The organism is Bacillus altitudinis (assembly GCF_001191605.1).
GTDB lineage: Bacteria > Bacillota > Bacilli > Bacillales > Bacillaceae > Bacillus > Bacillus altitudinis.
Map to the genome: position 1 here is coordinate 459557 of NZ_CP009108.1, position 24716 is coordinate 484272.

Annotated in this window: 18 protein-coding genes; 4 read left to right on the top strand and 14 right to left on the bottom strand. The window is 39.3% G+C overall.

What is annotated here, in order from left to right:
- Positions 1–5: 5 nt before the first annotated feature.
- Together ID12_RS02325 and ID12_RS02330 are read right to left on the bottom strand one after the other, a co-directional pair.
- Positions 6–2114, bottom strand: coding sequence for a SpoIID/LytB domain-containing protein (locus ID12_RS02325; protein WP_008348301.1), 2109 nt, complete (start codon positions 2112–2114; stop codon positions 6–8).
- Positions 2115–2139: 25 nt separating this feature from the next.
- On the bottom strand, positions 2140–2463 hold the full coding sequence (locus ID12_RS02330) for a hypothetical protein (RefSeq protein WP_017357851.1): 324 nt from the start codon (positions 2461–2463) through the stop codon (positions 2140–2142).
- A 182-nt stretch (positions 2464–2645) separates the two neighbouring features.
- Here ID12_RS02330 and tagU point away from each other — a divergent pair, with 182 nt between their 5' ends.
- Entirely contained in the window at positions 2646–3566 is a 921-nt protein-coding gene (gene tagU / locus ID12_RS02335; protein ID WP_017357850.1) for a polyisoprenyl-teichoic acid--peptidoglycan teichoic acid transferase TagU, read from the top strand.
- A 33-nt stretch (positions 3567–3599) separates the two neighbouring features.
- Here tagU and wecB read toward each other — a convergent pair whose 3' ends face one another.
- Positions 3600–4739, bottom strand: a complete 1140-nt coding sequence (wecB, locus tag ID12_RS02340) for a non-hydrolyzing UDP-N-acetylglucosamine 2-epimerase (protein WP_017359979.1) — start codon at positions 4737–4739, stop codon at positions 3600–3602.
- Between the two features lie 268 nt (positions 4740–5007).
- On the opposite strand from wecB, the gene galU reads away from it, so the two are divergent.
- The gene (gene galU, locus ID12_RS02345; RefSeq protein ID WP_008343198.1) at positions 5008–5889 is read left to right on the top strand and encodes a UTP--glucose-1-phosphate uridylyltransferase GalU; all 882 of its coding nucleotides are present in this window, start codon (positions 5008–5010) and stop codon (positions 5887–5889) included.
- Between the two features lie 27 nt (positions 5890–5916).
- Here galU and tagH read toward each other — a convergent pair whose 3' ends face one another.
- The 6 genes from tagH to tagD form a co-directional block, all read right to left on the bottom strand.
- Positions 5917–7521: a teichoic acids export ABC transporter ATP-binding subunit TagH gene (tagH, locus tag ID12_RS02350; protein ID WP_050826660.1), complete on the bottom strand. Its 1605-nt coding sequence runs from the start codon at positions 7519–7521 to the stop codon at positions 5917–5919.
- Between the two features lie 19 nt (positions 7522–7540).
- Positions 7541–8368 (bottom strand): ABC transporter permease, encoded by an 828-nt coding sequence (locus ID12_RS02355; RefSeq protein WP_008343200.1) that lies wholly within the window; start codon positions 8366–8368, stop codon positions 7541–7543.
- Between the two features lie 174 nt (positions 8369–8542).
- Complete coding sequence (locus ID12_RS02360) at positions 8543–10909, bottom strand: CDP-glycerol glycerophosphotransferase family protein (RefSeq protein ID WP_050826661.1); 2367 nt, start codon at positions 10907–10909, stop codon at positions 8543–8545.
- 182 nt (positions 10910–11091) lie between these two features.
- Positions 11092–13362 (bottom strand): CDP-glycerol glycerophosphotransferase family protein, encoded by a 2271-nt coding sequence (locus tag ID12_RS02365; protein ID WP_050826662.1) that lies wholly within the window; start codon positions 13360–13362, stop codon positions 11092–11094.
- Positions 13363–13409: 47 nt separating this feature from the next.
- Positions 13410–14876 carry an alpha-glucosyltransferase N-terminal domain-containing protein gene (locus tag ID12_RS02370; protein WP_050826663.1) on the bottom strand — a complete coding sequence of 489 codons (1467 nt, stop codon included), beginning with the start codon at positions 14874–14876 and terminating at the stop codon, positions 13410–13412.
- Between the two features lie 97 nt (positions 14877–14973).
- Positions 14974–15363, bottom strand: coding sequence for a glycerol-3-phosphate cytidylyltransferase (gene tagD / locus ID12_RS02375; RefSeq protein ID WP_008343212.1), 390 nt, complete (start codon positions 15361–15363; stop codon positions 14974–14976).
- A 370-nt stretch (positions 15364–15733) separates the two neighbouring features.
- Between tagD and ID12_RS02380 the strand changes: the two genes are divergently transcribed.
- Together ID12_RS02380 and ID12_RS02385 are read left to right on the top strand one after the other, a co-directional pair.
- Positions 15734–16504, top strand: coding sequence for a WecB/TagA/CpsF family glycosyltransferase (locus ID12_RS02380; RefSeq protein WP_048001918.1), 771 nt, complete (start codon positions 15734–15736; stop codon positions 16502–16504).
- 11 nt (positions 16505–16515) lie between these two features.
- Positions 16516–17703 (top strand): CDP-glycerol glycerophosphotransferase family protein, encoded by a 1188-nt coding sequence (locus tag ID12_RS02385; RefSeq protein ID WP_080987756.1) that lies wholly within the window; start codon positions 16516–16518, stop codon positions 17701–17703.
- A gap of 17 nt (positions 17704–17720) precedes the next feature.
- On the opposite strand, the gene ID12_RS02390 is transcribed toward ID12_RS02385, so the two are convergent.
- The 5 genes from ID12_RS02390 to ID12_RS02410 all read right to left on the bottom strand — a co-directional run bounded on the left by ID12_RS02390 (position 17721) and on the right by ID12_RS02410 (position 24694).
- Positions 17721–20351, bottom strand: coding sequence for an N-acetylglucosaminidase (locus tag ID12_RS02390; RefSeq protein ID WP_050826664.1), 2631 nt, complete (start codon positions 20349–20351; stop codon positions 17721–17723).
- 128 nt (positions 20352–20479) lie between these two features.
- A complete protein-coding gene (manA, locus tag ID12_RS02395; RefSeq protein ID WP_041507862.1) occupies positions 20480–21430 on the bottom strand; it encodes a mannose-6-phosphate isomerase, class I in 951 nt (316 codons plus the stop codon).
- Positions 21431–21577: 147 nt separating this feature from the next.
- Positions 21578–22399: a carbohydrate ABC transporter permease gene (locus ID12_RS02400; RefSeq protein WP_050826665.1), complete on the bottom strand. Its 822-nt coding sequence runs from the start codon at positions 22397–22399 to the stop codon at positions 21578–21580.
- The gene (locus ID12_RS02405) at positions 22396–23367 is read right to left on the bottom strand and encodes a carbohydrate ABC transporter permease (protein ID WP_017359986.1); all 972 of its coding nucleotides are present in this window, start codon (positions 23365–23367) and stop codon (positions 22396–22398) included. The genes ID12_RS02400 and ID12_RS02405 overlap by 4 nt, the downstream gene beginning before the upstream one ends.
- A gap of 58 nt (positions 23368–23425) precedes the next feature.
- Positions 23426–24694: an ABC transporter substrate-binding protein gene (locus tag ID12_RS02410; RefSeq protein WP_050826666.1), complete on the bottom strand. Its 1269-nt coding sequence runs from the start codon at positions 24692–24694 to the stop codon at positions 23426–23428.
- Between the last annotated feature and the right edge of the window lie 22 nt (positions 24695–24716).

Genomic DNA, 24716 nt, shown 5'->3' on the forward strand with positions numbered 1-24716 from the left:
TATTCTTAATAGTTTGTTAGTTTTGTACCTGGATAGTAGAACGAAAGTATGGAAGAATACGAGTTTCCAGATTCAGCTCTAGCTTTGGCGCCGTATTGACTCATACCAATGCCGTGACCATAGCCTTTTCCTGAAATCGTGAAATCATTTGTATTATTCTTTACTGACGCAAACGTACTTTTCACCTTTGTTGCGCCCATGACTGTTCTAAACTCTGTCATTTTCATACTTGCCGTTGTACTTTTGTTCACTGTATACGTACCTGTTTTGTTTTTCAGATGGTAATTCAGCTTGATTGAAACGGTCTTCGCACGCTGACCTTTTGTTTTTCCTGAGAATGTCAGGCTTGAAATAGATGCAATTCTCATGTCAGATGCAGCTGTTTCTTTATTTTTCAACAGCCATGATTTTAGACCAGCAAGGTCGGCAGCATTGGCTTCTTTTGCCTTAGACCACTCAGAAGCTGCTGTACTTGCAGTCAACGTAGTACCTAATTGCTTTTTAGACAACTTCAGTGTCCACGCATTGACAGGATCTTTTGTGTCTTTTTTGGCGACTAAGTATGGCAGTGCATTCCCCCACACTTCTTCACTCGCCTCAGTGTATCCGCCATTACTAGAATAATAGGTGGCTGAAATAAGTTGATTGTTGTATTTCAGAACCTTGCCTTTTGTGGCATCCACAGCTTTTGTCGAATTTGTGTACCAGTTATATCCTCCATATACTTGGAAGGCTGTTGTATCAGGTACGACTTTTCCAATACTTTTCACTGAATACGTTCTAGCGGCAACAGCTTGTGCTTTTAATGCCTCAACATGCCAGCTCGCAGGCATTTCGTTTGGCACAACACCTTTTAGATAGTCTTCAAATGGAATATTTTCATTAGTCGGCCTGATATATCCTGATTCAATGGCAAAGTTGACGTTACCTAAGTAAGGCTTCCCTGCGATTTGAAGGACATTTTTGGTTGAATATTTCTCTGGAACAACTCTTAATGTGTTATACGTCTTAATGCCTTTTAATGAAATTTTTCCGTTAGAAATATTCAATTGGTAGTTTTGATTTTTTTTCAGATAGACTTGTTTGGCTAAAGAATTTTTTAAACTATCTGTAATCGCACTTGTGCTACCAGCAAGATGGTAAGCATATGTACCTTTTTCTTTCAGCAATGCTTTTAATGACGCTGTGACAGAATCCGGCTTCACATACACAACGGTACTGTTAGATTTTGCAGCCAATTGCGACAAAGGCATTGCATAAATATAGCTAGAGGCTTTTGCCAAGTACACTTTATCTGCATTAATGTTTAATTTTTTAATGATATTCACAGATAATTCATAGCGATTGGCACCGCTGATTCGTGTCACCTGTGAGGTTTTCTTGATTTGATTTTCTACTTTTTGTCCCGTACTTTTTGTACTGCCGATGATAATGACTTTACTTGGCATTTTATAAGACGGAATGGAATCTTTTTTTGTTAATAGGATTGGGTATCCTTTTCTCGATGCATAGGATGCAATTGCAATCCCATTCATGAATGAGTTCCCGCCGACAACAATTGCTTGCTTATAGTTACCCATTTCTTTGGCGATTTTTTGGGAAATTTCAAATTTGTCTTTCCCACTAATGCGTCTCACTTTTCCATACTTTTTGATTGATTTCTCAGCAGCTGTTGAAATACTTTTCGTATTCCCGACAATTAAGATGTTATCAGGATTCATCTTTTTCAACTGATTTTCGGTTGTCTTCGTTAGCTTTTCAATGTTCGTGTACAAAATTGGGGCGCCTAATTTGTATGCTAACGGCGATACAGAAATGGCATGATCAAAAGCATCTCGGCTCACAATCACAACGGTTGAAGGATTTTTCCATCCTGCAGAAGCAATACTATTGGCTACTTCGTAACGATTTTTGCCGTCGTATCTTTTCGTCACAGCGACATTTGATCCTGATAGTTTGTATTCCCCCGTTGTTGAGAAATCCATGCTGTTTTTGTTTCCGATATAGTTAGACAGTTTTACTGAAATTGTCGAGCTGGCCATGGCAGACTGAAAAGGTGCAATTAGTAGTGTCAGTGTCATGAGAACGATAAGTGTAATGCCTGTTTTCTTCAATTTTGTTCATCCCGCCCATCTTTTTTTACTTCTGTTTTTCAATCTTCTGAATTTCTTTTTGACCACTGTCATTGATAAAGTAAGAGATTTCTACTTTGTCACCTGGTTTAAATTCATTTAATACATCTTTAAAATTATCCGTAAATTCATAGCTTAAAGTCGTATTCACTTTTTTCACTTCGACTGTATGTGCATCAGCCATTCCAATAAATTCAGCTTTTTCTTCCAGCACCTGAGGAGTTGAACTGCTTGTCTTGTTTTCTCCTGAGGATTGCTCAGCCGTTCCACATGCTGCGAGCACGATACCTAGTAGTAGTATTAAGAACGGTAAAACGACGATTTTCTTCATTTTTTTCACCTCATGTCTTTGTATCGTCTTATAACTTAATATTTTAAGGTAAATTTAAGGTTTTTTGAAACCTTTTTTTTGTTACAACGTCTATATCTAGGTTCAGAGTAAAAAAATAACTTGTTTATCAAGATTCGTAAACCTATAATCTTGGAAGAATGATAGAAAAGGTGAGGGACATTATGAGAGCTGAGAGAAAAAGAAAGAAAAAGAAGGTTCTTTGGATTGTTTTATCGATTATTGGCTTATTCGTATTAGCCACTGGCGGATACGCGTATCATCTTTGGAATACAGCCGCATCCACTGTCGCAGGCATTCAAGAGAACTTAAAGAAGTCAGATAAGCGTGACAAAGATGTCGATTTAAGTAAAAAAGACCCGATCTCCATTTTAGTCATGGGTGTCGATGAAAGAAAGAATGACCGAGGCCGTGCAGATACATTAATATACATGACAGTGAATCCGAAAACGAAAACAACTGAAATGGTGAGTATCCCCCGTGATACGTATACAAAAATTGTCGGAAAAGGCACAATGGATAAAATCAACCACTCTTATGCTTTCGGTGGTACACAAATGGCTGCAGATACAGTAGAGGAACTGCTTGATGTACCTGTGGATTACTTTGTGAAAGTGAATATGGAAAGTTTCAAAGACATTGTCGATACACTTGGCGGCATTACGGTGAACAGCACGTTTGCTTTCAGCTATGATGGCCATTCATTTGGTACAGGAGAAATTAACCTGAACGGCGATGAAGCCCTTGCCTATACAAGAATGAGAAAGCAAGATCCTAAAGGTGATTTCGGCCGTCAGCAAAGACAGCGTCAAGTCATTGAAGGCATCATTGCAAAAGGCGCTAACATTTCATCTATTACGAAATTCGGCGATATGTTTAAAGTCGTTGAAAACAACATGAAAACGAATATGTCCTTTGACGACATGTGGACGATGATGAATGATTATCGTGATGCAAGACAAAATGTGAAACAGCACGAGCTGAAAGGTACAGGCGCACGAATCAATAATATTTATTACTATCAGCTTGATGACAGCAGTTTAGCGAAAGTGAAGAAGGAATTGAAGGATAGTTTGGAGCAGTAAAAAAGAAGACTACAGGAATGTAGTCTTCTTTTTTTATGATTGGAATGGGGCTGGTTTTTCATCACTTAAACCATAACGATGGAGAAGCTCTTCGACAATTCGTTTTGACGCTTGTCCATCACCATATGGATTAGACGCCTTTGACATGTTGTCGTACTCTTTCTGATCGACTAGAAGCTGTTTTGCCATGTTGTAAATGGTCTCTTCATCTGTACCTGCGAGCTTCAGCGTACCAGCTTTCACACCTTCAGGGCGTTCTGTTGTATCGCGCAGCACTAGTACTGGCTTCCCTAGAGAAGGCGCCTCCTCTTGTACACCGCCAGAATCCGTTAGAATAAAGTGCGAGGCAGCAGCGAAGTTATGGAAATCAACTACTTCGAGCGGCTCAATTAAGTGCACACGATCAAGATCACTGAATTCTGTCTGAGCCGCATCACGAACAGCAGGGTTTAAATGTACAGGATATACAACCTGAACATCTTCAAACTCTTCTACAATACGTCTAATCGCTCTAAACATGTTTTTCATCGGCTGGCCGAGATTTTCTCTGCGATGAGCCGTTAACAAAATCATTTTATCTGTGCCTATTTTCTCTAAAATAGGGTGTTGATACTGCTCTGTAACCGTTGTTTGCAATGCATCAATCGCTGTATTCCCCGTCACACAAATCGTCTCTTCTTTTTTATTTTCAATTAAAAGATTCTGTTTCGCCTCATTTGTAGGAGCAAAATGAATATCGGCAATCGTGCCTGTCATTTGTCGGTTCAATTCCTCAGGGAACGGCGAGTATTTATTGTGTGTTCTTAAACCCGCTTCGACGTGGCCGACAGAAATTTGGTGGTAGAATGCGGCCAAGCTTCCTGCAAAGGTTGTAGTGGTGTCTCCATGAACAAGGACAATATCAGGTTTTTCCTCTTGGAATAATTGATCTAGTTTCAACAATGCATTTGATGTGATTTCAGATAATGTCTGGCGCTGCTTCATGATGTTTAGATCATGGTCTGGCGTAATAGAAAATGCCTCAAGAACTTGATCTAGCATTTCTCTATGCTGAGCTGTTACAGTGACAATTGAATTTATTTGTGGATGTTTATTAAGTTCAAGGACAAGTGGAGCCATTTTGATTGCTTCAGGTCTAGTACCGAAAATAGTCATTACATTTAGTTTTTTCACTTGTTTATGCCTCTTTCCTAGTATAATACTTTCAATTATACACAATTTGGAGGATAAATTTAATGATATAAAAAAGAAATTTACATTGAATTAACGTTATCATTCACCCTCCTTTACATTTAACATATAAAATGTAAACTATCTAAAAATCATTTTTAGTGAAATCATTTGTCTTTCCTATGATTTGTAAGTTACACTTTATAAAGACGACCAAGAACTAACATTGATTATTAAATCGGTTATCTATGTAAGGAAGGTGCAAAGTTCATTGAAAAAAGTACGTAAAGCCATAATACCAGCAGCAGGCCTCGGAACACGTTTCCTCCCTGCCACAAAGGCTATGCCTAAAGAAATGCTGCCAATCGTTGATAAACCAACCATTCAATATATTATTGAAGAAGCTGTTGAATCAGGAATTGAAGACATTATTATTGTCACTGGAAAAGGAAAAAGAGCCATTGAGGATCATTTTGATTTTGCGCCAGAGCTTGAGCGCAACCTTGAAGAAAAAGGAAAAAGTGAACTTTTAGAAAAAGTGAGAAAATCCTCTAATATTGCTGATATTCATTACATCCGCCAAAAAGAACCTAAAGGACTCGGACATGCCGTTTGGTGCGCACGCAACTTTATCGGTGATGAACCCTTTGCTGTTTTATTAGGTGATGATATTGTCCAAGCCGAAACACCTGGACTTCGCCAGCTAATGGATGAATATGAAAAAACCCTTTCGTCCGTGATCGGCGTTCAGCAGGTAGCGGACAGCGATACGCATCGCTACGGGATCATTGACCCTCTTACCCAAGAAGGGCGCCGCTACCAAGTGAAAAACTTTGTTGAAAAGCCGCCGCAAGGAACCGCACCATCCAATTTAGCCATTTTAGGGCGCTACATTTTCACGCCGGAGATCTTTATGTACCTTGATCAACAAGAAATTGGTGCAGGCGGAGAAATTCAGCTGACAGATGCCATTCAAAAGCTCAATGACATCCAGCGTGTATTTGCCTATGATTTTGAAGGAAAACGATATGATGTCGGAGAGAAGCAAGGTTTCATTGAAACGACGCTAGAGTTTGCCCTTCAAGATGAAGAGCTCAAGAAAAAACTCATTCCATTTATGAAACAACTTCTTGAAAAAGAAGAAGTGAATTAAAAAAAGCTGCCGGCATCGGCAGCTTTTTTATTTGGTCGCTGAAATGGTCAACGTATGCTGTTCATTATCAATGACAAACAGGTTATGTTCGCCCTTTACTGCGAACTTCGTTTGTTTCTCATTCATCCAGACATTCTGTTCTGTCAGTCCAAGTGTTGAAGGAGAGATAGGCATGATCTCGCGGAACACCATCGTATTTGCCTGGCCATTTTGAATCACATAATCGGTTTTCTCAGTGGTCAGCCGCTCAACGGTATCACCTTGCTCACTTTTGACCGAGCTAAGTGTTTGCATTCTTTGCTTCAGCACAGACTCTTCTTTTCCAAGGAAAGAAAGTAAGTACTCATACGAACCCGCAGATGCGGGTGATACGTAGGAATTGAACTGTGCTGGTCCGATGGATAATGGTTTCAATTCATCTGCGTTTTGTAGCGCATCAGGTTTCACATAATACGTCTCTGATGCTGTTTTGATTTGAATGGCTTTTTTATTTTTAGCCACAGCCTTTACTTCTTGTCCAAACGATAATGTGACGTCTGCCTTTTCTTTCATGGCCCTGTCTGTATAAACCGTCATTGGATCTGCCTTAACTATGGCCTGTTGATCAATCTTTTTCATATCATCAGGGGCACCTTTCGTCTCATGGTTCGTTGACTGGGGCGCCTCTGTTTTACCTGAAGGAATTGCACCAAATGTCGCAAGTGTACGAAGCGGGCGATCCGAAAACATTGAAAGGGCAAGTAAGATGGTTAAAACAGCTATCATGGTCACTTGAAACGCTGGTCCAAAAAATGAACGTCGTTTCTCGTTCTCATGATAACGAGACACCTTCTCTGTCTTTTGTACGCCTTTTCGACCTTCTTTGTGCTTCAATTGGTATTCCTTTTTTTCTTTCTTGGAAAGCTTGTTAAACCAATCAACAAACTCCTTATACTCTTTCACAACCTTTTTCGTATCATCAAACATACGAAGTTCACCATAATGCATCCAAGCAACCCGATCACAGATTTTTTGGATTTGACTAATGGAGTGACTGACAAAAAAGATCGTCTTTCCTTGTTCTTTGAATTCGGTGATGCGATCCACACATTTTTGATAGAAGGTTTGGTCTCCTACAGACAGTGCCTCATCAATAATGAGGATATCTGGATCTATATGTGCTGAAATAGCAAAACCAAGACGGGATTTCATTCCGCTTGAATAGCTCTTTACAGGCTGGTCTATAAAGTCTCCAATATCCGCAAACTCTACGATTTTTTCATAAAGATCGTCAATTTCCTTATTTGTCAGACCCATCATTAAGCATTTTAAACGAATGTTGTCTTTACCGCTTAACTGATTGTTCAGCCCTGCCGCAATGGCAATTAACGATGGCTGGCCGTCCATATCAATCTCACCACTTGTCGGTGGAATGATTTTCGCTAGAAGGTTCGACATCGTGGATTTCCCAGAACCGTTGATCCCTACAAAACCAATCGTCTCTCCTTCATAGACATCAAACGACACATCACGAACGGCAAAGAAACCTTTTTCATTTTTATTAGGAAAAAACAGCCCTTTGATCTTGTCAGACTGCTTTTTATATAAGACGTATTGCTTGGATACGTTTCGAAACGAAACCTTTAGTTTCATCGTATAATCTCCTTACTTTTTAAAGAAAATCGACAAATTTATCCCTAAATTTCATATGAAGCAATGAACCGACTGTTAAAAAAAGAAGCGTAATCAGCCAGAAATAAAGCGTATATTTCACATCATGGAAGAACCATTCTCCCTTTAACAAGCTATTTCTGAAACCATCAATAATGTAGAAAAGAGGATTTAATCTTAAAATATCTCCTATCCATGCTTTGTCTCCAGTGAGCTTCTCTGAGATATTCCAAAAAATCGGCAGCAAAAAGAAAAGTAAACGTGTCACTGATTGTAAAAGAAATTGATAGTCCCTTACGAGTACACTAATTGTTGAATTAAACAAACTAAACGAAAACATAAACGCGATCATACATATAAGGTAGTAAATATATTGTAGCCAATGCGCGTCAGGATATATGCCATAAGAAATCAGCACAATAAGATAGACACCCATCATGACAAAATAGCTGAACAAGTTGGACATGATGACCACAGACGGCAGCGCACTAATCGGAAAATTCATTTTTGATACCATATTAATGCGTTTAAACACACTGTTTGATCCATCAAGGATCGTCGGACTAATGAAGAACCACGGTATTAATCCAGCAAGCATCCAGATGATAAATGGAACCTCCATGCCTCCAATGACAATTGGCTGTCCTCCGCGAATGCCTAAACCAAAAACAAACCAGTAAGCCAGCATTTGAATCAATGGATTTAAAAACTGCCATAAAACACCTAAATAATTCATCTGATATTTTGATTTTGTTTCATAAACAGCAAGTCGCATAATCAGCGAAAATGAGCTGATTTGCTCCTTCAGTATCGTCAACATTGCGTTCATTCTAATCTTCCTTAGATATAAGTTTTTGGGATCACTTTTTTAAAAAGCACCGCTCATAATTGTAACAGATAACGATTCACATTTCATCTTATAACAAAAGTCGTATCATTTATTCAAGAAACTAAAAATCCCCCTGAATCCTTGCGATCGTAGATTCAGGGGGCCCCTCAGATGTTAGATGATTTGATGCTCTTTTAAGAAATCAGTAATTCTTTTTGTATTTTGATTATCGTTAAAGCTATTGATCTTCAAATATTTTTCTTTATACTCATCTTCTACCACATACTGATGATCGATTGCATGTTTGACAATACGAATCAGGTCTTGAGTGTTATATGCAATTGGACCTGGTGCATTCTCTTCGTTCACAGGCGGAATGGCCTTGTACTGTCTAATTAAGTAATCTTTCTCTTCCCAATAAAAGATCGGGTAGGCTCCTCTATATTGCGCATCATAAATAGCAGAAGAATAATCTGTAATAAACACTTTCGACACTTTTAGCGCTTCTGAAGGGTTATCAGAAATAATATGTTTATACTGCGGTAAATTCTGATACACATATTGTGAAAATTTATTATGCGGTACAAGTAAAAGACGATCAAGCAAGCCTGCTTCTTCAAAGCTTTTAATGATTTTAATTAGAACTCTATAATAAGAGGTTTCCTCAATTCTATTCGTATAAATAAGCCCCTCTTCCCAATATCGGTAAGTTGGCATGAAGGCAATCTTATCTGCACCCTTTACTAACTTTGCATGGTCAAAGGTCGCAAGCCCGGTCAAAATTAAATCATCACGGTCATAGTTCATTTTATAAAACTCACCGGCTTCTAATTCAGAGCTGATGACTGATTTATAAATATTGTATTGGTTCTTGTCTTTATGGAATCCAAAAGCCATTGGATTATCAACTGGCTTAGCAAACATAATGCCATGCTGTAAAAATACGAGCGGAACACTCATGATTCTCTCTCTAAGATGATCAATATATAGTCTATCATTCAGAACATGGTTAGATAGCTCACTTGAAATAAAATAACTGGCATTAAAAATACTTAAATAGTGTCTCAGACTATATTTCGGAATGATTCCTTTTCCATATTTCGCCTTCAATGCTGGATATGCACTGGATTTCTTATTGAGAATAAAGTAATTCTTTGAGTCTGTTTGACAATTCTCTTGAACATAGTCATAAACCCTAATAGCTGATTCATCTGCTTTGTCACTCTTTTTCTCAAAAAACAAATTGACACCATATTTTTTGTCTTTATAAAACGATGATAAAATGCTCGCTACTTTTATTTTGACCTTACTAAATAAAGAATATTCCTCAGAATAAGGAATAATAGTTGACGTGACATTTCCAAAAAGATTTGTTCTTAGTACTTGTAGCTTGTCCCCATTCTTTTTCGTGATATATGTCTTAACCTTTTTATCTCTTTTTTTCAATCTTAAACTATGGATAATCCGGTGATCATTTCCTACGAACAAGTTATTGTGGATTCTGCTATCTAAATCAAGATCATTTAACGAAATTTTAAAGAAGCCATATCTTTTCAGAAACTTGATCTTTCTAAATGGTCTTGTAAATTTCGCCAATTGGTGCTCAGAGTTTCTAATATAAAGATATTCATACTTCTGGTCTGAATTATATGCGTAATGAGTCAGTCTTCCATAAACATAGAAGCTATTAAACAAACTAAAAATACGTAATCTAGAAGTGTGTTTTGTGACAAGATATGGATTTCCTCTTACTAAATAAACACCATTTGTTCTTACATATATGTAATATCTTTGTTTATTTATCACTAGAATATTAAGAATGTTATCTTCTTTGAATTGCTCTAATGTATCTTTACCGAAAATCTTAAGCGGCTGATATGTAGGAACGAGTCTAAAGTTGACGATTTTCTTTTGCTCAGTTACCTTATTTAGAATTTTGATTTGATTACGGTTATTTACAGTCACTTCAATCTCTTTATGTTCCTGCATCACATCAAACAAGATTTTTCTAACATTTAGTTCTTTATTTTGACAATCGTACGTAATAACAAAGTGGAAAAGACCATATATGATAAAGGAGATGTCCACAAATCTTTTTTCTTCTCCATCAATGGCTAAATCCATTTTGTAATTTTGATTGATCTCATCTACATTTAGCAGCCCTGAGAATAACAACAGTTCCTTTTCTCCACTGTACAAGCCATAGCGGTCTAATCCTAATTGTTTAACATAGATTTTTTCAAATTGATTGTTAATTTCAATTGAATGTATTTGTTTTGGCTGAATCATGTCAGAGCTTTCTTTCAAGATATACAAATTTTGATCCTTAGCATAGAGATAAATCATTTCATTAGAATGATCTATTGTGGATTCAAAAATCATTTGATCCTTTACATCAATTTTACAAATCCACTTTGAATCGTTTACATTTAACTCTTTAAATTCAAAAGTGGACAACTTCTCTATTTCGTCAATATATATTACTAGCTTATGTTCATCAAAATTTAGAATTTCTATAAAATTATGATAAAGTTTGTACATTGAAGCACCTCTATATTATTTTCAGCATATTTACAATACCGGATAATCTTATCTAAATTTAGCATGTTTACTGTTAAATTTCTATGTTTTTTTATTTTTACCATTACTTTTAAATATGTGTACAATGGAATAAAAAAAACAAAAAAGTACCGTTCTACATGAGAGGAACGGTACTTTTTTTACTATTTTTCAGAAAACACTACTTCCACCACACGCTTCGATGACTCTCCGCTCTCTAGGTAGCAGAATTTTTCATAAAACGGCGTAAATGAAGGTGGTAATGTAAATGTCGGCTGTTCTGTTTCTCTTACCCATTCAATCACGCGTGATGTTTCTTTTACAAGTGGTCCTGGTGCTTCTTGTTCAAAGTCGAAGTAGAATCCTCTGAGCTTGTCACGATATGTTTCGATGTCTGGTACATAGAACAGCATCGGACGTTTAAGGTTTGCATAATCAAAGAACACGGAAGAGTAATCTGTAATGAGTAGGTCGGAAATCATATAAAGGTCTCGAATGTCCTCGTAATGAGAGAAGTCATAGGCAAAGCCTTCATATGGTCCGAGATCAAAGTTTTCCGCTACTAAATAGTGCATACGAAGGATGATGATATATTCTTCTCCGATAGATGCTCGTAGCTCATGCAGATCAAGGTCTAAATCAAATTTGTACTGCCCTTTTTTATAAAATTGATCGTCTCTCCATGTCGGTGCATATAAAATCAATTTTTTATCAAGCGGCAAGTTCATTTTTTGTTTGAGCGCTCTCATTGTTTCTTCATTGTTTTGATTGTGAAGGAAATCATTTCTCGGATATCCTGACTCAATCATGGTCTTTTGGAATTGGAACGCACGGGTAAAAATTTCGGTCGAGTATGCATTAGGAGAAATCAGATAATCCCAATTCGATGCTTCTTTCGTGAAATTCTTTTTGTACTTCTTCGTGTTTGTTCCAGGCATATGCACTTCGTCCATGTCCATCGCCAGTCGTTTTAATGGCGTGCCGTGCCATGTTTGTAAGTATTGGGTGTGTTCTGGTTTTGGAACCCATAGCGGCAAACGACTGTTTACGACCCAATACTCAGCTCTTGCCATTGCAAAAATCCATTTCAATGACAGACGATTGATATAGTAGATGCCTTTTTCTTTAAATGGTGCTTCATGACCTTTTTTAACACTCCAGATCAGCGTATATTCAGGGTGAATTTCTTTCATATATTCATAAATAGCACGCGGGTTACAGCTGAATTGTTTCCCATTAAAGCTCTCAAAAATAACGGTTTTCTTTTTGACAGACAGTTTACTCGCCAGTGTAAAGGTCGTTTGGAAAGTACTTGTCACAAGGCGATTGCGAACTTTTTTAATCTTACCCACTTGCTTCTTGAATTTCTTCCACTTGCTTTTTACGTAGTACTTAGCACGTGTCTTCATGGTGTAATCATTAATTCGGATGCCTAAAGTTTGTCTTTTTTTCTTTCTGTACACTTCATATCGAATCGGTACATCGTTTCTTTTATGAATTTGAACAAGTCCTTTGAGTTTGTTTGAACGATCTCCAAGCACTAAAGAAGTTGTTGTTAACGTTTCTTCCACTCCGTTAACATCGCAAATAAACTCAAAATAGAAGCGATAGACAAACCGTTTGTTTAAGGAATAAGTTAACTCCTCTAAAGGAACTTCTGCTGAAAATTGATACAGTTGTGGTGTTTGATGGTCGTCACGATATTGAATGACTTCATCTTTTTTATGTGTCATCTTGACAGGAAAACGATGCTCAACTGGTTCCTCACCATTTTTCTTCAATAGAAGCTTTACTTCTTTGATCTGATAAGGATGCTCTGCACTTAGAACGCCTGCATACCCAGATAAAGATAGCGTGCATTCTTTGTTGAGCTCGATATGATGGAATTTCACAACTTTGAGCTCCCGTTTGATTTTCAATGAAGCATTGCCTTTGTCTGTACGATATGGAATAACATACAACAGCGCTTCTTTATCTTCTAAAAATGTCAGCTCTGGCGTTTCAATTTCCATTTTCAAACGACGTTTATAATATGGTGTTTTTTCTTCTATTTCGGAAGTCGCGCTGGTATCCGCTTCTTTTGCGTCTTCATCCTCTTCTTCCGAATCAGAATCATAGGCTGAGTCTTCGAGCTCGTCTTCGTCCTCTTCTTTGTTTGCGCTCAGATAGTCCGTGACATATAAGTTGTATGTCTGGCCTTGCTCTAACGCAAGCGGAAGCGATGCTTCACTCAGTACCAATTTGAATAGATTCTCTTCTTGATGAACAAGCGGGAGGAATAGTTCTTGTTTTGAGACCCTTTCCCTCATAAACAGATAAAACTCTCTATCTGCTAATGGCATGTCATCGTAGATGCGAACGAGCATTTCCAATTTTTCATGATGATTTTTTAAACCTTCAACGACACTCTTCTTATGGATTCCCTCTTCAATCATTAATCGTTAATCTCCTCTGTTCAAAAATCTTACCGTTATTTGTATCATTATTTTACTTTCCAAGAATAGTTCCCCTGTTTCGTTTGATACGACCAACCATCAATTGAAGATGGTTTATTGGTAAGGAGCTCTCCCTCTACTTCTAGACGTTGCAAAACTTCTTGAAGTTCTTCTGTTTTAAAGCGGATGTAAAAATCCACAAATTTTGTTTGGTTGGTTTCGATGTTTTTCTTTGTTTGAAAATGACCAATTGGGAAACTGACTTGATCATTCTCATCAATTGTTTGAGAAATGATTTCAGCTCCATTCACTCGATCATATCCTGCAAAATCAATTTCCACATGATCCGCTTGGCTCATTTCGTCTGTCATCTTAAGCTGAAGATGAAGAACATGGTGTTCAGAGCTAAGATCATGCAGCACCCATTTCGTGCGATCCACGATCTTTCTCAGCTCATCTTTACGTATACGGTTTTCCAGCATCTGATGAAGTACTGTTTTCCAAGCTGACATTTCATCAGAAGGCACATGGTAGAAATAAGTTTGTTCTCCTAAAACCTTCTCAACATCTTCTTTATGCTTAGTATCGCCAAAGAAGACGGCATCCACTTGCTGTTTTCTTATTTGTTTAAATAATTCTCCATATTGAGAATTGATATGGTGCGGATTTTCCTCATAATGGGCTTCATGCACAAAAGCAGCATAATAAGTTGATTCCGGTTGATCTATTTTAAACAAGTGGCGGTCCTGGTCCCGGTCCTCTGTGACCATCAGTTTTAACCGGTCATTTTGTAATTGAATGCTGGATAGCCATTGTTGTTTTATATCCGTCTTCTTTGTAAATGTTTGAATTCCTGTTTTTTTATACCAATTAATGTGACGGACTGGATTCTTTTTTGCATCACCAGCATAGATGATCTCCATAAAAATGCTGCCATCGTCCTTGATCAATTCTTCTAAATAGAGAGCACCTGTATGAGGAACAAAGCTTTGAACTCTGCGTAAAGCTCCCTGCCAATTGTATTCTTCTCTCTTCATTAATTGCTGCTCTTCATTATATTGATCAATCATACAGATTGGGGAAGAAGGCAGTTCATATCTCGTCACCTGAATGGTCGATGTATCTGCCGGGATAACTGCTTCATTGATGGATTGAGGTACTTCACCCGCAATAAACTCCGAATAATACCTTTTACTTCCGCTCTCTGGCAGAATGTAATGTTCAAATACATTCAGGATGTCAATTTGAGGATGAAAGGTCTCCTCCAAGCGGCGAATACGTTCCTTCACATTTACATCGAAATTCAAAGTTAACATCGCAGTACGTTTATGTTTCTCAGCCAATGGCTCTATTCTTGCTTTTAAAGACTTCGTTAAGCCGTCTTCCTCATTTGGTACGTCACCTACAATAAAGTAGTAGTCCATGTCAGGAATTTCAACTAATGTCATCGTTTCATTTTGTTCAGGTTGATCCAATGTATCTTCAACTTTTTTCTTCATCCAATTTTGAAACAAAGGAAGCTCTCCTTAAAAATCATGATAACTTGCTCATTGTATTTTACATGAAAAAGCACTTCTCACCAAAAGATAAGAAGTACTTTTTTTCGATCTATTAAAGTCCCGCAATTTCTTCCTTAATTTGAGTTGTCGAGATACCTTCTGTTCTCTTCAAGTAAACGACTTCGCAATGCTCTTTCAAGAAATCGAATTTACCTTCCCAGTCATCTCCCATGACAAAGACATCAATGTCATGCTCTTGTACATCGCGGACTTTTTGATCCCAGCTGTTTTCTGGAATGACTTCGTCTACATAACGAATGGTTTCTAAAATCAGCTTTCGATGCTCGTAGCTATGATAAGCCTTTTTGGATTTTTGTAAATTAAATTCATCTGTCGAGATGGCTACCACTAAGTAATCTCCAAGCTGCTTTGCACGCTCTAGCAGCTTAATGTGCCCCCAGTGTAATAAATCAAATGTACCGTAAGTAATAACTTTCTTCATTGCAAACATAAACTCCTTTCTTCATTCCTTATTCGACTGCTTCAAGCAGTAATGTTTATCCGTAATCCTATTATCTTCGATCGTGTTTTTCGCTCTTCGGAACCTCATTATATCACAGCGCCTAACAAACGTTAAGCAGATGTAAAGACAAACTATTTCCAATTTAATGGGCACGGAACGTAAAGTCCGAAAAATCAATGTTTTATGAAGCACCTTCCATATGAAGTTATCAAAATGTCACGAAATTTAAAGGATTGTAAAGTTATTGTTAATATTTCATGGAGCAACTGTGATAAAATGATGAGTAGGCGAAGAATGAATTTACAATGAACGTTTCATAGATAACAAAATGAAAAAGGAGGTCTGAACAATGCAAACAGAAGTGGTCTCTAACCTTTCTTATGTAAATGGTGACTTAGATGAATTTATTAACTATATCAACCAGCATCATATTTCCCAGAGAAGAGGCGCCATGATTGCGACAGTGAATCCAGAGATCGGCTATGCTGTCATGAAGGATGATGCATATCATCAAGTGGTTTCTTCCGCGGATTATGTACTGCCGGATGGTGTAGGTGTTGTGTTGATGTCACGCATGACGCAAAGTCCATTGAAATCAAGAATTGCAGGTTTTGATGTGTTTATGTCTATGCTTGATCTTGCAAACAAGCAATCTAAAAGTATCTTTTTATATGGGGCGAAAGAAGAAGTGCTCGAGGCTGTCAAACAGCGAATTGATACGGAATATCCGAATGTGGTGATTGCAGGGAGCTGTGATGGTTATCAAGCGGATAAACGGTTTGTGGCAAAACAAATTGCTCGTTCAAAAGCAGATATGGTGTTTGTTGCTTTAGGTTATCCAAACCAAGAGAACTTTATTTATGAATACCGTCATTTGTTCCCGCAAGCTGTTTGCATCGGTTTAGGTGGAAGCTTTGATGTATTTAGCGGAACGGTGAAGCGTGCACCACGCTGGATGATTAAAACAAATACGGAATGGCTGTACAGACTCATTGTCAATCCGTGGAGATGGAAACGAATGCTGAATATTCCAAAGTACGCTTTTGCCGTATTAAAAGAAAACAAAGGGAAAAAGCGCTACTATCCTGAGCAAGTAAAAGATCAGACGAAGCAGCTGTGAGAGACTGATACATGATGAATATACGCTCAATGATCATCTCATGCTATGCAGCTTTTGTTTCTTTTGCTGGATGGCTCATGAGCGGCGTGAAACCTCGTGACAATCAGGTGACGCTGCTTGTTTCATTCCAAGAGAATGCAGCTGCTCTCATCGATACTTATCAACAACAGGCGAATATGACAATGAAGCTCACTGTCCTCTATACGAAGCATGCTTCCGTGATAGAAAAGGACGTGCCTCATGTGTCATTTCGCTATTTTCATGAAAAAAATCCCTTCCATCTCATTCAATGTATCTATACGATGCTAAAAAGCAAAGTTGTCGTCACAGATAATTATTTTCTGATGACAAGTGTGCTAAGAAATAGACCTTCTACCACTTGTATTCAAGTGTGGCACGCCAATGGTGCTTTGAAAAAGTTTGGTCTTGAAGATGCTTCAAATCATCACCGGAGTTCTCGTGATCTGCAGCGTTTCAAGCGGGTCTATGCGTCTTTCGATTATATCGTTACTGGCTCAGATCACATGCGCGAGATTTTCAAAACTTCATTTGGCGTCAAGGACGATCGTTTTCTGCCAACAGGTGTACCATTCACAGATGCGTACTATGATGAGCGCCCTATTTCCTTTCAGATGGATATTTTTCCAAAAGGCAAAAAAGTGCTGCTGTATGCGCCGACCTACCGGGACTTTGCAATGGACGGTCTTGTCTTACCTTTTTCTAAAGAACAATTGCAGAGTGAGCTGAATGGTGACTATATCCTGCTCGTCAAACTTCATCCTGCAGTGAAACATTTAGCCAAAGCAGAAACAGATGGTGAGTGGATATTTGATGTGTCCGATCAGCCGCTCTTTCCATTGCTCTCTGTATGCGATGTCCTGATTACAGATTATTCGTCCATTGTGTTTGAATATGCGCTGCTCCGAAAGCCTGTTTTGTTCTTCACTTACGATCTAGAGACTTATCGCATGAAACGCGGTTTAGTCGAACGTTATGAAGACATTATTCCAGGAAAGGCTTGCGTCACTCAAGATATGCTCTTAAAGGAGCTTAAGGGGCTAAACGAATCAGCCAATCAAGACTTATTGAAAACCTTTGCTGAGGAATGGAACCAATATTCAAAAGGGAAATCAAGTCAGCAGCTTCTTTCCTTTATTGAACATCAGCTCTTACACAAAAAACGTCCGGCTTCTCATTAAGAAGCACGGACGTTTTTTTATTTGTTATACACGGGGATATCATAATACAGCGTATAGTTATCAAGTAAGTTATACAAACTATACATACGAGTGACCTGTTTAGAAGCCCAGCCAATATCTGTTGCATATTGGTGAGTCGCTGTCGCAGACCACCGCATTTTGTAAATGGTATCTTGTTTGTATGTGGCGTTATTGATGTAGCTGTTGCCAATGAATTTTGCCCCGCCAATAATGGCTGCCTCTGGTGTGAACCATTGCTGTTCATACGCATACTTTGCACCGAGGTAATTCGGGTTACTGTCATATGCACCAATGCCATACATGTTGTAAACGATTCTATCATTAAACTTCGTACCGTTCGCTAAAATGGAACTGCCGTTGCCTGTTTCCAGCAATGCATGTGAAATGAGATAGATTTCGTTAATATGATACGTTTTCGCTGCTGTGATAAAGGCTTGTCCTTTTCCGGCAAGAATGCCTTTCCCTGCTAAAATCTTCGTATTCACTTCAGTCGGGTTGAGATTTGCAGCTTCAGAGAGTTTGAGAAATTGAAAATAAGATTGAGTGCCCTCCGCGATATTCGCTGGGTCTACATATTTTAATACTTCTGCTGAACTCGCATTTCTCCAGCCGAGGCTGATCTTGATCCAGTTGCCTTCTTTTCCAAGCTGCTTCACTTTTGTTCCTTTGTTCAGCTGTGCGACGATGTTGCTTGCCGAACTTGAATCAGGTGTAGAACGTACATTTAGCCCGTCTGTATTCACTGTGGATGTCGCTGGGTCTACATATGTCGCATAGACATATGCTGCACCATCTGTCTGCGGCGATACCTTCATTTGTTTGTTTACCATCTCATTGACAGTGAGGTTATAATTCGTCTGCATCACCATTGGACCGTTTTTGATTTTTGTCGCTGTGGCTGTCCAGCCGTATTGGCTTTTCACAAAAGCAATGGCCGCATTCGCATTTGGTAACCCTGTAAACTGCTGTGTGATGTTGATTTTATATGCCGGTTTTGTCGTTGTTGTATAAGCAGCTGGTTCATTTCGTTTTTTGAAGAATGTCATGCCTTGGTCTCTTAAGGCAGCAGTCGAAATGACCCCTGTTTTGATCTGATATTGACCATAATCAGTTGCTCCCGTTTTTTGAGCGGCTGCTTTCATTTTTTGTTTGGTTAAATAACTTAAGGCTTGATTCAGTTTTGTCTGATTCACAGTCGCCTCTGTCGTAATACGGTATTGCTTAACAGCTTCTGTTAATGTTTTTGTACTGCTGGCAACTCCATTTTTCTTGATGATCTCTTGCGCTTGCTTTACTTTGCTTTGATCATATACAGGGGTTGTGATTAGGCTGTATGCTTTACTGACGGCTTGTCCCTTGCCTGTTGTGATGCTGCTTGTCACCTTTTGTGCCTTTAAGTATGTAGCACCTTTATTTACTTTTGTCTGATCTGTTGCCTGATTCACAACAAGTCGATACGTGCTGTCAGATGCTTTGCCTGTTTTTTTCGTTGTGGCGGATACTTTTTTCTTTTGGAAAAATGCCGTTGCTTTTTTCGCTTGATCATCGCCCAAAAGATTCCCAGTCACTACTTGATATGGCTGTGTAGAGGAGATCTTTTTAGATGTATAGCGCCATTTCTTTTTCTTGAAAAAGGCAACTGTTTTTGCGTAAGTTGTGTCATTTAATTGATTGAGCTTTACGATATAATTTTTCGTTTTTCCTACTCGCTGTACAGTCCCTGACACACCAGCTTGTTTCTTAATCTGAGCCGCCGCTGAGGCTGCTTGCTTACTGTCTTTGAAATAGCCTGATTCCATGCTATATACATTTTTAACAGCTCCAGCCTTCTGAATCTTTCCGCTAATTTTCGCTTCTTTTTGCAGCTGGGTCAGAAGGGTTTGCGCTTTAGACTGATTCGTTTGTGTAGCAGATGTGACGATGTAATACGGTTTGCCTGCTGCTACCGTTTGGAGTACTGCTTTTAAACCAGATTCCTTTTGAAAACCTTGCAGGATGGTATTTGCCTTACTCTGTCCAACAATATTGCCTGAGATCAGCTGATACACGGTGCCGGCCTTGTTTTCAGTTTGGTATGTACTCGTGACTCCGGCCTGTTTTTGTAGTTCGGTTTGAATATTTTTGACTTTCGTTTCAGAATCAATGGCTCCTGAAATGACCTGATATGATGGTCTGCTTTGATTGATAGCTTCATACGTGCTATTGAGTCCTGATGTTTTCGTCAGCTCGAGCGTCAGTTTTTTCGCCTGACTTTCATCGTTGATTGGATCAGATACGATTTTCTGTAAAGGAAGGCGGTCACCTACTGGAGACACCGTACCGCTCATGCCTAACTCTTTTTTTAATGCAGCGGCACTTGCATTAGCTGCTACTTGTGAGTCATATCCTGAGGCAGTCAGTTGATAAGTCGATGTATTTCCTGAAGTTTGATAAGTGGCTGTCCATTTCTTATCCTTTTTCAACGTGTCAACCGCTTTTTTCACTTCTGCTTCTGTTGTAAATACTTTTGAGGTGCTAATCGTATAAATGGATTGATCGACATAGGAGGCTGCTTGCACTTCTTTGCCTGTGTGTAATGTCATACCAAAGGCAGCTGCGAGTAACATAATCTTGATGGTTTTTTTCACGTTCCCTGTCCCTCTCTTAACTTTGCATAATAGTCTACTAATCTCTTTATCGACAAAAACAAGTCTCTTTCAAGTCTTTTATGCAATAGAAAAATAGAGGACTCTCGAAGTCCTCTTCCTCTTTTTCTTTATATATGTGACACAATCAATTCACAAGATCCTTCAATTGTGAAGTTCCCTGTTTCAGCAGGCAGGATAAAATGGGCTCCTTTTGGCAGCGGATATGTATGTCCATTATGCTCTAAGGACCCTTCCCCATTAATAACGCTGCACAGCAAAAACGGATAATCTTGCGATAGCTCTACTTTTTGATCAATTTCCCATTTATACACAGAGAAGTATTCTGCTTCTACAAATGTTCTAATGGTCACCCCTGGACGAGTTTCTACTGATTCATCTGCATAACCGTCTACATGAGGAACCGTTGTGACATCAATGGCCTGCGTGAAGTGAAGTTCACGTTCATGGCCATTTTGGTCTTTTCGTTCATAATCATACACCCGATAGGTCGTATCTGAACTTTGCTGCGTTTCGAGAACCAGTGTGCCTTCACATAGTGCATGAATGGTACCGCTTGGCACATAATAAAAATCGCCCGGCTTAATTTTCACTCGCCGCAAAAGGCCTTCCCAATCTCCACTGTTCATCATGGTCACAAGCTCAGTTCTCGTCCTTGCATTATGACCGTAGATCATTTCTGCGCCTTCTTTGCAGTCAATGATATACCAGCACTCTGTTTTCCCAAGCTCACCATTTTCATGTCTTTCCGCATAATCATCATCTGGATGAACTTGAACGGATAAATCTTGGTTTGCATCTAAAATTTTTGTTAAGAGCGGGAAGCGATCGCCTTCTATTCCCCCAAACAATTCTCTGTGATTGTTCCATAGTTCGATCAGCGTTTTCCCTTTATATGGACCGTCTTGCACGACACTTGGTCCGTTTGGATGAGCAGAAATTGCCCAGCATTCTCCCGTTTGATCAGAAGGAATATCATAGCCAAATTGATCCCTTAAGGCTGTACCTCCCCATATTCTCTCCTTCAATTCAGGCAGTAAAAAAATTGGTGACTGCTTCATTCAGGATGACTCCTCCCTTTGCTACCCTTTGATAATCCTTGCCTAGCATAATGAAAACTAGCAAGTCTCAACTTTTATTATGACGCTATCTAAAGAGAAGTCAATCCTTTCAGTACACCGAATGAAAACGATAACAAGAAAATCATTTCACCCTTTGACAGAGCCTGCAAGAAGCCCTTTCACAAAGTATTTTCCGAGTAGAATATAGACCAAAAGTGTTGGCAGCGCAGCCAAGATGGCACCTGCCATTTGAACATTCCATTGCACAATTTGACTGCCTGATAAATTTTGCAGTGCAACCATGACCGGCTGATTCTCTGCCGTGGTCATAGTAACCGCAAATAGAAACTCATTCCACACATTTGTGAATTGCCAAATGGCAACCACGACAAACCCTGTGATGGAAAGCGGCAGAATCATATGTCTGAAGATCCCGATAAATCCGGCACCATCCATCTTCGCTGATTCAATCATTTCATCAGGAATGCTCACATAAAAATTGCGGAACATGAGTGTTGTGATTGGCAGGCCATATACGACATGGACAAGCACAAGTCCCGGAATGGAGTTATACAAGCCGATTTCACGTAAAAATTGAATAAGTGGAATGAGGATACTTTGATATGGAATAAACATACCAAACAACATGAAGGTAAACACCACTTCTGATCCTTTAAAGCGCCATTTAGACAGCACATAGCCATTCATCGCACCTAATACAGCTGACAATAAGGTAGCAGGAATGACTAGATAAAGAGAATTCATTAAATTGGGTGATAACTTTTCAAAAGCGATTTTGTAGCTTGAGAAATCTAGTGTAGATGGGAGCGACCACATTCGCTCAAGGGTCACTTCACCTAATGGCTTTAAGCTTGTGACGAGCATGACATAAACAGGCATGAGAAAAAACAAACTGCACATTATTAATAAAGCATAAAGAACTGGACGGACAAACCCTCTTGCGATCATGATGAAGCCCCCTTCCGGCTAGACAGGAGATACGGCACGATAAAGACTGCAACAGAAATCAGCATAACGATCGCAATGGCGGCACCACCTGCATAATGGTTTCCTCTAAAGGTCATTTCAAACATATAAACACCTGGCACATCGGTGACAAAGTTTGCACCTGGTCCTGTCATCGAGTAAATCAAATCGAAGATCTTTAAAGAGATATGTGCCATGATAATGACGACACTCGCTGTGATTGGTTTTAACAGCGGAAAAATGATTTTCCAGTAGATTTGCCACTCGGTTGCGCCATCCATTCTAGCAGCCTCTCTCACTTCCTCTGGAATTCCTCTAAGACCAGCCAAATACATCGCAAGTGAAAATCCTGTCATCTGCCAGACAGCAGCGATGACAACTGCAATCATTGCTGCCGGTACACCAAACTCAATTTTTCCCCAGACAAATCCAGCTAAAATGTTCGTATCCGTGTACCACTTGGGCTGGATGCCGAGTGTTTTTAAAAACAGATTCACCCCAGTTGATGGATTTAGGATCCATTGCCACACAACACCTGTGACAACAAAGGAAAGGGCCATCGGAAAGAAAAAGAGATTCCGAAAAAGTGATTCCCCCTTGATCTTCTGGTCTAGTAAAATGGCCAGTACAAGCCCAGAAGCAATGACTGCTCCAATAAAGAATAATGTAAAAAAGACCGTGTTTCGAAGATCTGACTGAAAGCGAAAATCTTGAAACAGCATGACATAATTTTTCATACCTGCGAAAGAAAAATCAGGAACAAGCGAGGTCCAGTTCGATAATGAAACATATCCTGTCCAGCCAATAAATCCGTAAACAAAAATGAATAATAAAACAGCTGACGGTGCTAAAAATAGCAGGGCAAGCAGCTGGTCTCCATTCCATTTTTTCCGAACACGTTTCACTTTTGCTGCTGGTGTTTTTGTGGTCGGCGATGTGTCCATGCGCATGAAGCTACACTCCTTTTTTTAAAAAAGAGGCGGTGCCTAACGGCCGCCTCTTTCATCTTTATTTCATTGAATCTTTTAAAGAAGAAACGAACTGGCTGCTGTCTTTTTGTGTCACGAAAATATTGACGGCTTGGTTCGCCTTCGTGACAAAACCTTCTTCAGCAGCTGAGCCATGCGCAAGAGACGGTGCCAGCTTTGACTCTTTAAACGCCTTCATTGCCGATTTTCCGTATTCATCATATTTTGATACATCTGCATCCACACGAGCCGGAATTGACCCTTTCAGCGGATTAAACGCATCCTGTCCTTCCACAGATCCTAAGACAGATAAGAATTTTTTCACGTTTTCTGGTTGTTTGACACCCTTCGGCAGTCCGAATGTATCCGTGATGACCATAAAGCTGCCCTCCGTACCAGGAGTTGCCACGTATCCAAAGTCTTTATTCACCTTCAAATCTAGATCATTCACAAAGTATCCTTTTGCCCAGTCGCCCATGACATTCATTGCAGCTTCCCCTTTTGCCACGAGTTGTGAGGCATCCTGCCAGTTACGCGAGCTATGATCGTCGTTGACGTACTCGAGCATACGTCCAAAGATGTCTGCCGCTTCCTTCACTTTTGCATCATCCATTTTTAAGTCGCCCGCCCAAAGTTTTTGATAGTCATCTGCACCTAATACACCTAGAAGAACGCTCTCAAACAAATGAGTCGCTGCCCAAGGTTCTTTATCCCCAAGCGCAAGAGGAGTAATCCCTTTTTTCTTTAAGGCATCGGCTGTTTTGAAAAATTCATCAAACGTCGTTGGTGGCTGTAAGCCCTGTTCTTCAAATACTTTTTTGTTATACCAAAGCACATTGCCTCTATGAATATTCACTGGAACGGAATAGATTTTCCCGTCTTTGCTCACAAGGTCAATCAGTGATTCTGGAAATTTATCCTTCCAGCCTTCTTTTTCATATAGATCATCCAGCGGCTCCATTTTGCCTGCGGCTACCCAGCTCTCATTCAGCTCTGCTCCCCCGTGTACTTGGAAAGTAGCTGGCGGATCATCTCCTTGCATCCGGCTTGTTAGAACAGCTTTCGCATTCGTACCAGCGCCACCAGCGACAGCTGCATTTTCAATTGGAATGTCTTTATTTTTCTCTTCAAACAATTGAATGAGTGCCTTCAGCCCGTCTTCCTCACCTGCACCAGTCCACCAAGAGAAAATTTCTAGTTTCTCCGCTCCGCTCTCTTTTTTTGCATCTGAGTTCGTCGATGAACTGCAAGCAGAGACGACCAGCATACAGAGTGCCAATAAAGTAAAGCCTAATTTAAACTTCATCATGGATCCCCCATCCCTATTTTGT